At 58.9% G+C, this 16502-nt stretch carries 8 protein-coding genes and 1 pseudogene; 2 read left to right on the forward strand and 7 right to left on the reverse strand.

Features of this window, described 5'->3' with window-relative positions; translation table 11 throughout:
- Positions 1 to 359: pseudogene (locus tag PHS32_RS06695) on the forward strand (energy transducer TonB); the annotation flags it as partial.
- 703 nt (positions 360 to 1062) lie between these two features.
- On the opposite strand, the gene PHS32_RS06700 reads toward PHS32_RS06695, so the two are convergent.
- From PHS32_RS06700 to PHS32_RS06730, 7 genes are all read right to left on the reverse strand, one after another.
- Positions 1063 to 4137, reverse strand: coding sequence for a TonB-dependent receptor (locus tag PHS32_RS06700; protein WP_301078143.1), 3075 nt, complete (start codon positions 4135 to 4137; stop codon positions 1063 to 1065).
- Positions 4138 to 4593: 456 nt separating this feature from the next.
- Positions 4594 to 7788 carry an efflux RND transporter permease subunit gene (locus tag PHS32_RS06705; RefSeq protein WP_301078144.1) on the reverse strand — a complete coding sequence of 1065 codons (3195 nt, stop codon included), beginning with the start codon at positions 7786 to 7788 and terminating at the stop codon, positions 4594 to 4596.
- 2 nt (positions 7789 to 7790) lie between these two features.
- Positions 7791 to 8936, reverse strand: a complete 1146-nt coding sequence (locus PHS32_RS06710) for an efflux RND transporter periplasmic adaptor subunit (RefSeq protein WP_301078145.1) — start codon at positions 8934 to 8936, stop codon at positions 7791 to 7793.
- Positions 8937 to 9265: 329 nt separating this feature from the next.
- The gene (locus PHS32_RS06715; protein ID WP_301078146.1) at positions 9266 to 10849 is read right to left on the reverse strand and encodes a thioredoxin fold domain-containing protein; all 1584 of its coding nucleotides are present in this window, start codon (positions 10847 to 10849) and stop codon (positions 9266 to 9268) included.
- Positions 10850 to 10859: 10 nt separating this feature from the next.
- Complete coding sequence (locus PHS32_RS06720; protein WP_301078147.1) at positions 10860 to 12536, reverse strand: ABC transporter ATP-binding protein; 1677 nt, start codon at positions 12534 to 12536, stop codon at positions 10860 to 10862.
- 16 nt (positions 12537 to 12552) lie between these two features.
- Complete coding sequence (locus tag PHS32_RS06725) at positions 12553 to 13611, reverse strand: ABC transporter permease (protein ID WP_301078148.1); 1059 nt, start codon at positions 13609 to 13611, stop codon at positions 12553 to 12555.
- An 8-nt stretch (positions 13612 to 13619) separates the two neighbouring features.
- Positions 13620 to 14558: an ABC transporter permease gene (locus tag PHS32_RS06730; RefSeq protein WP_301078149.1), complete on the reverse strand. Its 939-nt coding sequence runs from the start codon at positions 14556 to 14558 to the stop codon at positions 13620 to 13622.
- A 91-nt stretch (positions 14559 to 14649) separates the two neighbouring features.
- Between PHS32_RS06730 and PHS32_RS06735 the strand changes: the two genes are divergently transcribed.
- Positions 14650 to 16458 (forward strand): ABC transporter substrate-binding protein, encoded by a 1809-nt coding sequence (locus tag PHS32_RS06735; protein WP_301078150.1) that lies wholly within the window; start codon positions 14650 to 14652, stop codon positions 16456 to 16458.
- The last annotated feature ends 44 nt before the right edge of the window (positions 16459 to 16502 follow it).

Consider the following 16502-nt stretch of genomic DNA (forward strand, 5'->3'; position numbering starts at 1 on the left):
TCTCATCCACCGCGCCGTCCATCATGTCGACCGCGGTGGTGCCCAAGGCGCCGGCGGTGATTGCACCGCCACCGCCGCCCGCGCCGCCAGCCAAGCCCGCGCCCAACCGCAACGACATCGGGGTCGCTTGTCCGACCCAGGTGCAGCCGGAGATGCCGCGCAAGGCGATGCAGGAGGGCACCGAGGGCGTCGTCAAGGCGCAGATAAGGATCAAGGGCGGGGTCATCCAGGAGGTCACCATCCTGTCCGGGCCAAGGGTTTTTCATGCTGCGGTCAAGGCCGCTATGCTTCAGTACAAGTGCATCTCCGATGGCGCCGAGGTCGTCGCTACTCAGGAATTTAATTTCAAGCTGGAGTGAGTCAGGTAGTCGGGTTAGCACGGAGGGCGGCCCGAGCACCTCTCTTCTGGCAATGACCCTGGGCCGAAAGACGGCAATAGTCGCCGCACCCACTCCAACATTGCGGACCAAGTCATCAGTCTATTTGCAGACAACCTCCTACGCTGATGACTCGCATTGACTTGACAACCCGCTCGATAGGAATCGCTTACAGCCTGTGCTACAGATCATAGGCCAGAAGCAACCCCTCTGTGCCCGCATTTGATGCTGGACAGAGCCCTGTGTACTCCAATTTAAGCAAGATCGAGTCTTGTGCTCTCACATGGAGTAATCAGCATAACGAGTTATTATCGGCTGTGCCCCTCCCACACCATCCGGTATGCAGGTCCGCACCGGGCGGTTCGAGAAGTTGAGGATTCTCCATACTCTGTGCGACAAAGCCGCAGCCGCAGTTTCCTCTCTGCTGGGGGCATCTGACGCCTTGATCACAAGGGATTTGCGGTTACAGCCCACTTGGCAGTTTCCTCTATCCGGTTCTTGTTCATCGGCTCGGAATTTACGATCCGGGCTTCCTTCCCAAACTCGGTCGCCCTCGTGCAGTTGCGCTTCACTCGCTGTGATCAGTTTCCGAAAGGACTTGCACCTCGAAGAGTGCGCCCAGCATGGGCGCCCGAAAACAAAAAACCCCGCTTGACGGGGTTTTTTGCTTAGATGCCTTGGACTATCAGAACTTGTAGTCGTAACTGGCCGTGATCTTCATACTACGCGGCGCTGTATAAGACTCAACAGTACCGTAGCGCGTCCAAACGGAAGCCGCTCCGCCGGGGGTGTTATAGCGCTCTTCGATAACCTCGATCGACTGGCGGTTAAACAGATTGAAAATGTCCAACTTCAAGCCAAAGCCCTTGAGTGCTGCTGGTTTGTAAGACACATTCAAATCCAACCGCATATCCGGCGGGAGTTTGCCCAAACTTCCACGCGGCGAATCAACACCGTTGCAGAAGAAATAGGCTGAGCCGTAACCGGAATAAGCCATGGCCGCTGTAGGCGCATTGCCGATACAGTTTTTCGGACGCCCCGACGCCCACAGGAAGTTGCCGCCAATACCCCACTCCGGCGTAGTCTGGTAGTAACCAAATACCTTCAATTGATGGGTCCGGTCATTGGGCAGGAGACCTTGGGAATTGATGGAAAACTCCGGGAAGTCAAAGGCCTGCGAAGTCGATACGTCAGCCTGTCCGATGTCTGACAACAATTGACCTTCAAAGTTACCGGCATTGCGCGACCAGGTATAGGTCGCCTTGCCCCACCACTTGCCGTCAAACGGATGCTCGGCGAACAGGTCAATGGCAGTGTAGGTACGGTTCACCTGCGGGAAGCCCAAGTCGGCAGCGGACAGAACAATATGCTCAAGCTTGCCATCACCATTCAGGTCCAGGTTGAAGGTGTTACCCAAACCCGGATTGAACAGGGCGCAGTTGTAGCCGAAATTGCTCGCATCGACACCGTTGCGCGCTGCCCAAGCTTGAAATGGGCGGTCATCGCAATGGTCGTCAATCGCTGTCCTCAAGGTGCGGTAAGTGAACTTGCCACCGACATTAAGGCTCTTCGAAACAGCTTTTTCAAAGCCGAACGCCAGTTCGTCCTGGAAGTTACCGGTCATGCCTTCGGCCGCAACCTGCGCTGGATCTTTGGCTTGACCCAATTCATTGTTGTTGGAATAGAGCTTGCTGATGGGTGTCAAACCGGTTGGTGTGCCATTGGCATCGACGCCGGTATATACATAGTTGGTCTGTGCATTCAAGGACGAACCGGCGCCGCGCACAGCCACATTGGTTGGCAGTGGCACGTGGTAGCGACCCAAATTACCAAAGACCTTCAGGGAAGAATCACCCATTACATCCCAGGTTGCGCCAAAACGTGGCGCCAACTGGGTTGGGAGGTCAATGTACGACTTGCCATCACCATTCTTGTTATTGAAGCCTTCGTTGCGCAGCCCCAATGACAGCAACACCCGGTCGGTGACCTGGAAGCGGTCTTCGATATACCAGGCCGACTGATCAACGGTGGGGGTTGAAGCCGTCGCGCTGACAATTCCCTCCACGTAGTAGCCCTGCTGTGCATAGGGGTTACCAGTCACCGTATTGGTCGCCGCCGTGTCCTTGTTCAAGGGCACTGCAGGGTCGGTTTTACCATAGCGCCAAATGATGCCACCGGCGGTTGCCGATCCAGCCTTGGAGGTGATCGTATTCTTGTCAAGCCCGACCCGCAGCGTATGCTTGCTGGTCAATTTGTATTCCGCGTCGACCCGTGCACCCTTGTTTTCATCAAAGGCACCCGGCACCAGCAGGTTGCCGGAGATACCCTGCGCATTGCCATAGGGAGCAAAGGCCGGAATCTGATCCGCAGAGGTAGAGATCACTTGGCCGATGGCCGGGTTGTAGCCGGATGGAGTCTGCTCGTGTGGTGTACGGGTCCGACCCAGTACCACCGTGGCGGTCAAATCATCCGTCAGGTACCCGGTGTACTTCAGAATATCAACCACCGCACCCTGCTGCGCAGCCACTGGCGTAGGCCCCCAGTTCACGTAGGTCTGGCCCCCATTTTGCACATTGGTACGCTGCAAGGTCGCGTAGTTGAACCCAAAATATTTGCGATCATCTGTGACTTTGTCCGATATTCTGGTGTACTCAACACGATTGGCATCGGTAAGGTTCCAGTCCAGCTTTAACAGATAGCGCGGCGTATCCGTAGTAATCTCTTGAAACTGGGTCGATTGGGCAGCGGCAGACGCTGTATAAGAGGCACTGGTATTGGCCGTTCGAATTGAGTCGCGGTAGCGTTTCGTGTCTTCACCGGCCACAAACATGAACAATTTGTCCTTGATGATGGGGCCACCAAGATAGAAAGAAGCGCTGTTGGTGGTGTCTGTGTTCAGTCCGTTGTACCAACGGAGCTTGCCGTCCAGGGCGGTGCCGTTCACTTCATAATACTGGTCTCTTGCCGTGGCCCGCAGGCTGTTGGGTTGCGTGGACATCGACACACCGCCAACCCACTCGTTGGTGCCGCTTTTGGTCACAATGTTGACCACACCGCCGGTAGAACGACCAAACTCAGCGCCATAGCCGCCAGTCAGCACCTGGGCTTGTGCGATAGAGTTGAACGGCAGCTGCGAGAAACCGACTTGCGTCAACAATGTCGTGACTGGAAAACCGTTGATGTAATAAGCGTTTTCAGAGGCGCTGGAGCCACCGAAACTGGGGGCATTGCCACCACCAAAACGTGCGTCGCCGCGCGTCGTGTTGGGGGCCAGTTGAATGACGGCGCCGACGTTGCTGGCAACCGGCACCTTGGCCAGATCATTAGCCGTAAACACGGTCGTCGAGCCCATCGACGAGACGTCGATTTTTTGCCGCAAACCAATCACTTGCACCGCTTGCAACTGGGCACCAAAGGTCACCTCGCTGCCTTGACCGATACGGACTTCAACGTTGTCGGTGCTGTTGGCGACCTTGCCATTGACCAGTTGCTCTACTTTGTAAGTTCCGGTCGACAGAGAGGCTGCGGTAAAACGTCCGCCACTGTCGGGCGTTATGGTGCGACGAGAACCTGTTTCTTTGTTGATGATCGAGATCGTCGTGCCCGCCGCAACGTCCACGTGCCCATAAATAGTGCCGGTGGCGTTGGTTTGCGCAACTGCGGTGGTGTTGATGCCAACCGCTAAAGCCGCAGCGCCGAACGCAACAAATAGTGCGCGAGCAACCAAGGTTCTCTTAAATACAAGCTGTTTGCTATGCATTGGAAGTCCTCTATTCAAAGAAAATTAAAAAACAAGACCCAAAGCAGTCACGCCTTCCTGATTATTTAAGTAACCCGGGCAACACGACATAACTTGGCAACTTGTGACGTTTATTTTGACATGCCATTGTCCTGTGACTAACGCTTTGTTACATAACGGTTTTTACTCGAATGCCGGATCGAAACCCGCAGCAAAATACCCGACTTTTGCCGTACGGTTTATCTAAGTAGTTGATTTGTATTAAAAAATAAGACTACAAGACAGCCATAGCGAATGCTGATAGCGAACAAACAGCAAGCAACCAAGGGTTTTCTCTAGTCAAACGCGGTCCACCCTCGTTGCACTGACACAACATTATTTACATAACTGAAGTATGGCGGACATAAACCTAGGATATACAAGGTTATCTGACCCGCGATTTTTCAGTAACCGGGTTTCAACGGAGAGTGACAAGGCTCAATGCGACTTGCCCCACAGCACCGCAATCTTCAGTGCCCGGTACAGCCAACGCAACAGTAGCAAGGTCAGCAATCCCTCCAGCAGGGTCAGCACAAAGGCCAGAAACGGATTGCGACGCTCCGAACGTCTGCGAAACTTGGCAATCGCCCGATCCCGGGCGATTTCGATGCTGTCGTAGAAGGTCGGCACCACCAGCAGTGTCAACAAGGTGGAGGTGATGGTGCCACCGATGATGGCAACGGCCAGTGGACGGTAGAACTCGCCCCCCTCGCCCAGGCCGATGGCCACCGGCAGCATGCCAGCGATCAGGGCAAAAGTGGTCATCAGGATCGGGCGCAAACGCAGCCGCCCGGCGTGCATCAGCGCAGCCTCGCGGTCGGTTCCTTGCGCTTCCTCCTTGCGCGCGCAATCGAGCAGCAGGATGGCGTTCTTGGCCACCAGCCCCATCAGCATGATGATGCCGATGAAACTCATCAGGTTAAGGGTGTCGTGCGTCAGCAGCAAGCTGAGGACGACACCAATCAGGCTCAGCGGCAGCGACAGCATCACCGCCAGCGGCGCGGTAAAGGAGCCGAACTGCATGACCAGGATCAGGTACATCAGCCCAATGCCCGACAGCAGCGCGATCAGCATCTCGGTAAACAGTTCTTTCTGGTCCTGTCCGGCACCACCGAGCGAAAGCCCGTAGCCTGGGGGATAGTCGAAGGACTTGGCCAGTTTCATCGCGTCATCGGTGACTTCGCCGTTGGAGCGGCCCTGCGCGTTGGCGGACACGGTGATATTGCGCTTGCCGTTGGCGTGCTCAATGCCCGACGGTCCTTTGCCCATGCTGATGGTGGCGATCTGGTCCAGTGGCACCATCAGGTTGGTGCCGGAGACGGCAATCGGCAAGCGCTCTATGTTTTCCTTGCTGACGCGATCAAGCGGGTGCAGGCGCACCGCCACATCGCGGGTCTCACCGGTGGGGTCCACCCAATCCCCCACCTCAATACCCGCAAAGGCCACACGCAGGGCTTGCGCCGCGTCATTCGCCGAAATACCCATGGAATTGGCCAGACCGCGGTTGAGTTCAATCTTCAGCTCTTTTTTGGGGTCTTGCTGGGACAGGCCGACATCGACCGCGCCGGGAACCAGGCGCAGCTTGTCCATGTAGGCGCTGGTGATCTCCAGCAGCTTGCGCGAATCGGGGCCGGTAAAGTCGATCTGGACGGGCTTGCGCGCACCATTGTTCAGATCGTCTATCACGGTGTACTCGGCCCCCACCAGGGTGCGTATTTTTTCGCGCAAGTCGGTGGCGATTTCCTTGGCCGTGCGGCTGCGGGTATGGCGCTTGCCGATGTCAATGTAAATGCGTCCACCACCGGCCGTGATGTTGCTGTTGGTCTCCTTGGTCTCGGCAATGGTGCGGGCCAGCGCAGCGGCGCGTTCCATCTTCAGACGGGCATACTCGACCGACGATGAGGGTGGCGTGCGCACATCAATCATCAAGTTGCCGGAATCGGTGGCGGGTAGAAAGGCGGTACCACCCCACTTGACCTGCATCCCGATGGCCGCAAAAAGACTGAGCACTGCAATGGCGGTCATCCAGCGGCGGTGCTGCAAGGCCCATGAGATCACATAGCCGTAGCGGTTGGCCTGATGGTCAAACCAGCGATTAAAGCGTGCCAGCAACGCGCTGATGCCGGTCTTGGGCGCGCTGTGGTGGCCCACCGGATCGCCCCAGTAAGCCGACAACAGGGGGTCCAGTGTGAACGAGATGCCCAGGCTCACCAGTACCGAGCAGGTCACCGTCAGGGCAAAGGGGCGAAACCACTCGCCCGAGACGCCGGGCATGAAGGCCACCGGAACAAACACCGCGATGATGGAAAAAGTGGTGGCCGCTACCGCCAGCCCGATTTCGGCCGTGCCCTCCAGCGAGGCGGTGCGCCGGTCCGAGCCGCGCTGCATGTGGCGCACGATGTTTTCCCGCACCACGATGGCATCGTCAATCAGCACCCCAATGGCCAGCGAGAGTCCCAGCAAGGTCATGAAGTTGAGCGTGAAGCCGCACAGCCACACCGCAATGAACGCCGCAATAACGGAGGTCGGCAAGCTCAGCGCCGTGATCAGCGTGGAGCGCCAGGAGTTCAGAAAGGCATAGACCACAAAGATGGTCAGTACTGCGCCCAGCATCAGGGAGTCGATCACGTTGTTCAGGCTGTTTTGCGCTTCCACACCGCCATCGCGGGTGATTTCGAGCTGGGTGCCAGGGTGCTCCTTGGCCAGCTCGGCATTGATGTCTTTCACCAGGTCACGTATGGCACTGGCGATGCTGACGGTGCTGGCGTCGCGCGAGCGCGTGACAAAAATACCCACGTTGGGCTTACCGCTGCGGATGCTGAAGGAGTCGATGTCGGCAAAGTTGTCGGCAATGCTGGCAACCTGTGCCAGGCGAACAATCTGGCCATCGAAGCGCTTGACCACAATGTTCTGAAATTCTTCCGGCGACTCGATGCGGCCGACCAGACGGATGCTTTCCTCGTCCAGCGTGCCACGCACCTTGCCGACCGGGGCGTTGCTGTTCTGTGCCCGCAGCGCGGCCACCACTTCGCCCACCGACACGTTGTATTCACGCAGCTTCTCCGCCCGCAACAGCACCGACAACTCGCGCTTCAGGGAGCCATTGATGTTGACCGTGGCCACGCCGGCGATGCCGCGCAGTTTGTCGGCCAGCACGTCCTCGGCCAGACGCGAAATCTCGGCGTGGCTCTGCTTGCTGGACGACAAGGCCAGGTTCATGATGGGCTGTGCCGCCGGGTCGAAGCGCCGCACGATCGGTTCGCGCATCTCGGTCGGCAGCTTGTAGCGCGCAGTGGAGATGACGGTGCGAACGTCATCAGCCGCCTCGATCATGTTCTTCTTGAAGGAAAACTGGATCCAGAAACTGGCATTGCCTTCGCTGCTGGTCGAGTAGACATCAGTGGCACCCGAGACACTTTGCAGCGATTTTTCCAGCCGATTGACGATCTCGCGTTCCACCGAATCCGGCGAAGCCCCCGGGTAGGCAATGAAGACCTGGATGCCCGGAATTTCCACGTCCGGGCTCTGGTTCACGCGCAGCTTGTTGAGCGCCAGCAAGCCCATCGCCATCAGGGCAATGATCAATACGATGGTCGGGATGGGCCGCTTGATACTGAAGTCAGACAAGAACATGGCTATGTCCCTTTGGCGGCAGAAGCAGCGGATGCGGCGGCGGCGGGCGGTTTGGCGCCGACCAGTTCAACGCTCTGGCCTTCCTTCAAGCTCGAACCCGGGCTGCGCAGGATCAGGTCACCATCGGCCAGCCCGCTGCGCACCTCGAAGTAGCCGGTGCGGGGGTCGCGCGCGCCGAGTGCCAGTTCGATCTGGTTCAACTTGTTGGCCTTGACGCGCCATACCGAGGCCTTGTCGCCGGCGCGCAGCACCACCGATTCCGGCAGTGTCAGGGCCTTCACGTTGCTGGCCTCTATCGTTCCTTCCGCATACAGGCCCGACACCCGAGGTCGCTTCGCATCGTCAATGCTGACCAGCACTTCCACCTGGCGCGTCACGTCATTGGCACTCGGATCGACACGCGTCACCTTGCCGCGAAATTCCTGGCCGGCGTAGCCGTTGACGCGAAAGCTGACGGCCTGGCCGACGCTGACCACACTGATTTTGTCGGCCGACACGCGTCCGGCAAAGCGCATGCTGGTGGGGTCAATGACCTTGAGCAGTTCCTTGCCGATGGACGCCGTGTCGCCGGCCGACGCTTTGCGGTCGCTCACCACGCCATCAAACGGAGCGCGGACAACGGTGCGTTCGAGTTGCTGACGAGCCAGCACGGCGCGCGCATTGGACGCCGATAACTCGCTTTGGGCAGCGTTGCGCCGCACTTCGGCATCGTCCAGCGCCTGCAGGGAGGTCATGCCGGAGGCGCGCAGCGTTTTGAGACGCTCCAGATTGCGTTCCGCCTGGTCCAGTGCCTGGGTGGCGTTGCGGGCATTGGCCTCGGCCGATTGCAGGTTGTCGCGGATCGAGGTTTGGTCCAGTCGCACCAGTACGTCACCCCGGCGCACATTGTCGCCATTCTCCTTGAGCACTTGCAGTACCACGGCAGATACCTCGGCCCGCAGGTCAGCCTTGCGTTCGGGTTGGATCGAGCCGGTCACGACCGGACCCGACAGCAGGGCATTGGCCTGGACGGCCAGGAGGTCTTCTGGCGCCACGACCAGTTTGACGGGCGCCGCAGTGGCGTCTTTCTTGTCACCTTTTCCCGGCAACTTGTCGCAAGCGGAAAGGCAGGCAAGCAACGTGACAGCAATCAACAGTAGGCGAGGCATAGAGAAATCTCCGAGGCAAATACCAGTGGCTTGAGGTTCGGCATGACTTGATATTCTTCGATTCATGCGCAAAGGGTCCGATTATGGCGTCAGCTCCAAGGCGGTCTGGGAGAGTGGCGTGTAGACATGGTGGGCATCCGATTTCTGATCGGATGCAATGTACCCAAGCCCGGCCGGCGGCGCACCCCTATTGCGACCAACCGCAGCCTCACGCGACGACAGGCTGATTTCAGGGCCTGAGCTGGCGCGGCAAACCGGCAATGTCTGCTTCAATCAATATCAGGCCTACGAGGCAGGTAGGCACGCCACGATTCCGCAAGGCGCCAAAGTTACGCCTTCGCCACCGGGCGGGCCTGGAACAAGCCAGTGCAGGCGACCCGCGTTTCATCCTGGGGTGGCAACTTGGCGCACACGGCATTGAGCTGTGCCGTCAACTTGCGCAACACCGGAGCGTGCTGACCCTTGCTGTTCCAGGCGCGCAGGCTGTTTCCCATTTTTTCCAGGCCGCGCCGGTTGCGCTCGTAAAAGGTTTCCGGTACGGCATCGAGTTCGGCCAGTACGCCAGACGCCGCTTTTTCGATGCGCTGGGCATCCTGCGGCGCCAGTTCAATCAGACGATTCACGTAACCTACACCCCACTGCAAACGTGTGGCCGATCCCTTGGCCCCATTCCAGGCCTGCTCGGTCCAGTCGAGTGACCCCAGCTTGTCGCCGCGCTCCCTGGCATTGGCGGCCAGCACCAGCATGTGATAGTAGGGCGACAACGCCTTCGGCAACTCGGCTTTCAGCAGGGCATCGGACTCGTCAAGCAGGCCCGCTTCGCTCAACAAATCAGCGGCATTGGGAATGACCGCCTGCCGTTCATAAGTGCTGGTGGCCGCCTTGTCGGCAGCCACCACCGCGGCGCGCACCTGGGTCAGCAAGCCGGCCTCCAGCGCGGTCTTATCCGTTTTTGACCGGCTCAGTTTGGCCAGCGCCACCTTGGTCGACACAGCGGACAGGCGATCCGAGGTGGACAAACTGGCATCTTGAGCGAACTTGTCCAGCATCGTGTTGAAGCTCGCCAGCAGGCTGCTGCGCTCACTGCTGCCCGGCTGACTCAAAGCGGGCACGATCTCGGAGCCGTAATTCACCAGCACATCGAAATTGCTGCGCAACAAGGCCGCGTCGGCCAGAATCTGCTGCACGCGCTCCAGCGCAGCGGGCTTGTCCGGCAGCGTCGCCTTGTCCTGCGCGGCAGCCACAATCGCTTTCAGGGCCAGGCGCGAGGCAGTCTCGCGCTGCGCTGGCGGACATAACTGTGCGAGCTTGTGCAAGGTCGCCGCGCGTTCCTTTTGCGCCACCAACTGCGCTTCATCCTGATCCCATGAATAGAAAGCCAGCAGGCGCCAGGCTTCGGGCGACAGCGTGGCCGCCGAGCCCGCCAGCGCCGCCGTCACAGACTCCTTGGCCGAACTGCTGCCCGCCAAACCCAGGCCCAGCACCTCCATGTACTGGCTGGCCTCCACCTCGCCCGGTAGACGCGTCAACTCGCTGCCATCGGGCTTGAACAGAATCATGGTCGGGTAGCCGCGCACCTTGAATCGGGCACCCAGTTTCTGTGCCCCCTGCGTGTCGCCGTCCAGATAAACCGGCACGAACAACTTGCTGCGTTCAATGAAATCCTGGCGCTTGAAGACGGTGGCCTTGATCTGGTTGCAGGGCGGACACCAGACCGCCCCCCAGTACAAGAACACCGGCTTGTTGGCGGCCTTGGCCTGGGCAAAGATGGCATCGATATTGGCGCCTTCAGGCTTGACCCAGGCCACCGTGGCCGGCACCGCTAGCGCAGTGGATGCAACCGGCTCCGGCGCTTTGGAGCAGGCCGCCAGGAGCAAGGTCAAGATAGCAGTCACAACAAACAATCGGTTCATGCTGAAGTCCTTAAGCGGCCGCCACCAGGCCACGCGGAATGGCGCCCAGCAAATGCTGGGTGTAAGGGTGCTGCGGTCGGGCATAGATTTCCTCGGAACTGCCGCGCTCGACAATCCGGCCCTCGTTCATCACCAGAATCTCGTCGGCCATGTATTTCACCACCGCCAGATCGTGGCTGATGAACATATAGGTCAGACCGAACTCCTCCTGCAAGTCCAGCAGCAGATTGAGCACCGTCGCCTGCACGCTGACATCGAGGGCGCTGACGCTTTCGTCGCAGACAATGATCTCTGGCTTCATGGTCAGGCAGCGCGCGATCGCGATGCGCTGGCGCTGGCCACCCGAAAATTCGTGTGGGTACTTGCCGAAATCGTCCCGGCCCAAACCGACTTTTTCAATCAAGGCCAGTGCCAGCCGCGCCCGCTCGTCGTCGTTCTGGCCAATGCCATGAATGCGCATCGGCTCGATCAGGATCTGCCCCACCGTAAAGCGCGGGTTCAGACTGGCGTAGGGGTTCTGGAAAATGATCTGGATGCGGCTGCGGTAAACCCGCATCTGGGCGGCGCTGAGCTGCGCCAGATCCACCCCCTCGAACATGATGCTGCCGGCCGTGGCGTCGGTCAGCCTTGTCAGCATCATGCCGATGGTGGTCTTGCCGGAGCCCGACTCTCCCACCACGCCCAGGGTGCGGCCCTTGTACAGGGAGAAATCAGCCTGCTTGACGGCACTGAACACACTGCGCTTGAAGAGTCCGGTCTTGAGCGCGTAGTCCTTGCCCAGGCCTTTGACTTCCACCAGGGGTGCGTCACTGATCGGTGCGCAATGGCGCTGCTCGGTGATGATGGGGTTGTGGTTCATGATGTCATCAATCACCGGCAGCCGGCGCGGGCGCGTATCGAGCCGTGGCCGGCAGGCCAGCAAGGCCTGGGTGTAGCTGTCCTGCGGTGCATTGAAGATGCGTGCCACATCACCGGCCTCGCGTACCTCGCCGTTGCGCATCACCACCACCTGGCTCGAAATTTCACCCACCAGGCCAAGGTCATGGCTGATGAACAGAATGCTCATCTTCTGGCGCTGTTGCAGCTTGGCCAGCAGATCCATGATCTGGCGCTGCACCGTCACGTCCAGCGCCGTGGTCGGCTCGTCCGCAATCAGCAGTTTCGGCTCGCAGGCAATGGCCATGGCAATCATGACGCGCTGCTGCTGCCCGCCAGAGAGTTCGAACGGATACGACTTGAGGCGTTCCCTGGGGTTGGGAATACCCACCTCGGTCATCAACTCCAGGGCCCGGTCCAGCGCCTGACGGGCACTCAGCCCGAGGTGAATGCGCAGCACTTCGGCAATCTGCTCACCGACGGTGAAAACCGGGTTGAGCGAGCTCATGGGCTCCTGGAACACCACCGAAATATCCTTGCCACGCAGGCGCCGCATGTCTTCGATCGGGGCACCCAACAAGTCACGTCCGTTGTAAAGAATCTTGCTTTGCGGCGACAGCATGGCATTCTCCGGCAGCAGGCGCACGATGCTCATGGCGCTGACGCTCTTGCCGCTGCCAGATTCGCCAACCAGCGCTACCGTGCTGTTGGCCGGAACGTCAAAACTGACGCCGCGCACCGCCTCGGTGATCTCGGTCTTGCTCAGGCGGAAGGAAACCCGCAGGTCTTGCACGCTAATCAATGGGTTCATATCTAGGTTTCCTTGATCAACGGAGCTTCGGGTCCAGCGCATCGCGCAAGGCATCGGTCAGCAGGGCGAAAGCGGTGACAAAAGTGGCCATGAAGGCGGTGGCCGCCGCCAATTGCCACCACTTGCCCTGCACCAGCTCGGTCTGTGCTTCCGACAGCATGGTGCCCCAGCTCACCATGTCCAGCGGCACGCCCAGCCCCAGGTAAGACAGGATGACCTCGGCCTTGATAAAACCCACCACGTGCAGGCTCAGTTGCACCAATATCACGTGGCTGATGTTGGGCAGGATGTGGGTGAACATGCGCGAGGCGTGCGAAGCACCAATTGCCTCGGCCGCCCGCACATACTCGCGCGCACGATGCTTCATGTACTCGGCGCGTACCAGTCGGTAAATGCCGGTCCACCCGACCAGACTCAGGATGATGACCACGGTCCAGACGCCACTGCCCAGCGTGCTCGCCAGCGGACCGGATTTGAGCACCGCCGCGAGCGCGAACACCAGCAGGATGTAGGGAATGGCGGTGAACACGTTGTAAACCCACTCCAGAAAATCACCCGCGCGCCCTCCGAAATAGCCGCCAATAGCGCCCAGAACGGTGCCGATCAGCGTAGCGAACAAGGCTGCCGTCAACCCCACCGTGATGGACACCTGCGCGCCTTTGATCACCTTGCTGAACACGTCGCGGCCCTGTTGGTCAGCGCCAAAGAGCAGCGTGTCGGCCTTCACCGTCACCGTGGTCTTGAACTGGGCGGCGCGCTCGTCCCATTCCTTGTAGCGGGTGGCAAGCGGGTCCACGTCGCTGATGTCCACATTCGGACCGACAACGGTCTCCACAATCGCATTTTGCGTACCGTCGGCAATCTTGCCCACGAAGTGCGGCGCGGCAAACGGGATGCCCACCTCCTTCTGCCAGTCCCTGGCCACCAGGCCCAGTTGCGCCAGCAGCACCAGCACAATGAAGCACAGGGTGATGTACAGGCTCACCATGCCGACACGGTCGTTCTTCAGGCGCAGCCAGGCCTGTTTCCAAACGCCTGGTGAACGGGGCAGAGTTTGCAGCAGTGGGGTGCTCATTTCGGTACTCATTTCAGCGTCACCCTTGGATCAACAAACTTGTACAAGACATCGGTAATCAGGTTGATCAACATCGTCAGCGCCGACAGGTAAACCGTGGCAGCCTGAATCACGGGGTAGTCACTGCGGTTGACGGCAACCAGAATCTCCCGGCCCAAACCGGGAATCGAGAAAAATACTTCAATCAAGAATGAGCCGATGAAAACACCCGGCAAACCAGTGGCCACATTGGTCAGGATGGGGATCATGGCGTTGCGCAACACGTGTTTGAGGAGGATGGTGTTTTCCGTGACGCCTTTGGCACGGGCGGTGCGAACATAGTCCTGGCCGATTTCGTCCAGAAAAAAGCTGCGGTACAGGCGTGTTTCTGGCGCCAGACTGACCAGCACTGCCAGAAACACCGGCAGCGGCGCATAGGTGGTGAGGTTTGTCCAAACGCTGTTGCTCCAGCCTTGTACCGGGAACCAGCCGAGAACAAACCCAAACAAATACTGGCCGACGATGATGTAAACCAGAAAACTCACCGATAGCGCGACGGTGGTGACGATCATGATGACCCGGTCCGTCAGACTGCCGCGCACATAAGCCACTGCCAGACCGGCGCCTATGGCCAGCACCACTCCAAACAGCAGGATCGGGATCATGATGGTCAGCGTGGCCGGCAGGCGCGTGGCGAAAATGTCGGAGATGGCCTCGTTGGTGGTCCAGCTCTTACCCCAGTTGAAGGTAAAGACCTGTTGCACAAAAACCCAGAGTTGTTCCCACACCGACTTGTCCAGCCCCAATTGCGCTCGCAAGGACGCTATGCGTTCGGGCGAAGCCTTCAAACCGGCCATGATCTCGACCGGATCGCCGCCAAACAGCTTGAAAAGGAAGAAGATCAGCAGAATCACCCCCAACAGTGTGGGGATCATTTGCCAGATGCGTCGCAGGATGTAGGAAAACATATTTTTGTCCGCTTGGGGGAAACGCCCATGGATTTACTATCCGGGGCGATTATGCTTGCACCCGTTCGGATCGGTATTGGTGTTTCCTACTATGAAAATTGATTTATTACGCTTTCTTTGCTGTGCCTGCGTACTTCTGACCGGCGTAGACAGCGTCCTGGCGCAGAACAAGCCGCCTGAAAAAGTACTGCGTTATGCGTTTGAAATTGCCGAAACGGGATTCGATCCGGCGCAGATTTCCGACTACTACTCGCGCACCGCCACCGAGAACATGTTTGACGCGCTGTACCGTTATGACTACTTGGCGCGGCCCGCCAAGGTGGTGCCCAACGTGGCAGACGGCATGCCGGTCATCAGCGACGATTTCAAGACCTTCACGGTCAAGGTCAAGCCTGGCATCTATTTTGCCGACGACCCGGCCTTTGGCGGCAAGAAGCGCGAGCTGACGGCGCTGGATTTTGTTTACAGCTTCAAACGGATCTTTGACCCCAAGACCAAGAGCCAGAGCTATTCCGATCTGGAGCAAATCAATTTGCTGGGCATGGATGACTTGCGCCGCGCCGCTGAGAAACCCGGTGCTGCCTTCAACTACGACAGCGAAGTGGAAGGCCTGCGCGCGCTGGACCGCTACACCATCCAGTTCAGGATGAAGGAGCCGCAACCGCGCTTCGTTTATCTGCTGTCGGAGTCCAGCATCCTGGGTGCCGTGGCGCGCGAGGTGGCGGAAAAGTACGGCGACAAGATCATGGAGCACCCGGTGGGCACCGGACCCTTCAAGCTGGACCAGTGGACGCGTTCCTCCAAAATCACGTTCGTGCGAAACCCCAACTTCCGCGAGGAGTTCTACGAGGCCGACCCTCCCGCCGACGACCCGTTGTCGCAGGAAATCTACCGCCAGATGAAGGGCAAGCGCATCCCGATTGTGGACAAGGTGGAGATTTCGATCATCGATGAAGTACAGCCGCGCTGGCTCTCGTTCCTGGGCAATGAGCATGACTTTCTGATGTACCTGCCCGCCCAATTTGCCAACCAGGCGATCCCCAACAACAAGCTGGCCCCCAATCTGGTCAAGAAAGGTATACGCATCGAACGCTATGCGGCACCCGAATTGACCTTCTCCTACTTCAACATGGAAAACCCCACGGTAGGGGGCAACGCAGTCGACAAGGTGGCACTGCGCCGTGCCATTGCGCTGGCCTACAACACGGAAGAGGAAATTCGCCTGCCCCGGCGCAACCAGGCCATACCGGCCCAAGGCGTCATTCCGCCCAACACCTGGGGCTACGATCCCAAGTTCAAATCCGAGATGAGCGACTACAACCCGGCCCGCGCCAAAGCACTGTTGGACATGTTCGGTTATGTGGACAAGGACGGCGACGGCTGGCGCGACATGCCCGACGGCAAACCGCTGATACTGGAATATGCAACCTCACCCTCTGCAGCAGATCGCGAACTCAACGAAGTGTGGAAGAAGAGCATGACGGCGGTGGGCATCCAAATCGTGTTCAAAACCGCCAAGTGGCCCGAGAACCTGAAGGCCGCGCGCGCCGGCAAGTTGATGATGTGGGGATTGGGCAACTCGGCCTCATCGCCTGATGGCGGCAGCTTTTTGGACTTTGGGTACAGCCCGCAAAAGTTCGAAGGCAATCTGGCGGCTTTCCAGAACGACGAATACGACAAACTCTACCGCCAGCAGGTGGTCATGCCCGATGGCCCGGAGCGTCTGGCCCTCATGCGGCAGATGGTCAAGATTCTGGTGGCCTATATGCCCTACAAGTTCAACACCCACCGCATCCGCACCGACATGATCCAGCCTTGGCTGCTGGGTTACCGGCGTCATCCGACATCGCGGGCATTTTGGCGCTACGTGGACATTGACACCAGCAAGCTGCCCAAGTGATGCGGCCAGGCCGGCACGCGATAATCAGGAAAAACAGGAACCCA

The organism is Rhodoferax sp., assembly GCF_028714215.1.
Classification (GTDB): domain Bacteria; phylum Pseudomonadota; class Gammaproteobacteria; order Burkholderiales; family Burkholderiaceae_C; genus Rhodoferax.

What these genes read in the sequence shown, in the direction of transcription:
- PHS32_RS06700 (WP_301078143.1), bottom strand. Translation starts at nt 4,137, where the DNA reads ATGCATAGCAAACAGCTTGTATTTAAGAGAACCTTGGTTGCTCGCGCA.
- PHS32_RS06705 (WP_301078144.1), bottom strand. Translation starts at nt 7,788, where the DNA reads ATGTTCTTGTCTGACTTCAGTATCAAGCGGCCCATCCCGACCATCGTA.
- PHS32_RS06710 (WP_301078145.1), bottom strand. Translation starts at nt 8,936, where the DNA reads ATGCCTCGCCTACTGTTGATTGCTGTCACGTTGCTTGCCTGCCTTTCC.
- PHS32_RS06715 (WP_301078146.1), bottom strand. Translation starts at nt 10,849, where the DNA reads ATGAACCGATTGTTTGTTGTGACTGCTATCTTGACCTTGCTCCTGGCG.
- PHS32_RS06720 (WP_301078147.1), bottom strand. Translation starts at nt 12,536, where the DNA reads ATGAACCCATTGATTAGCGTGCAAGACCTGCGGGTTTCCTTCCGCCTG.
- PHS32_RS06725 (WP_301078148.1), bottom strand. Translation starts at nt 13,611, where the DNA reads ATGAGCACCCCACTGCTGCAAACTCTGCCCCGTTCACCAGGCGTTTGG.
- PHS32_RS06730 (WP_301078149.1), bottom strand. Translation starts at nt 14,558, where the DNA reads ATGTTTTCCTACATCCTGCGACGCATCTGGCAAATGATCCCCACACTG.
- PHS32_RS06735 (WP_301078150.1), top strand. Translation starts at nt 14,650, where the DNA reads ATGAAAATTGATTTATTACGCTTTCTTTGCTGTGCCTGCGTACTTCTG.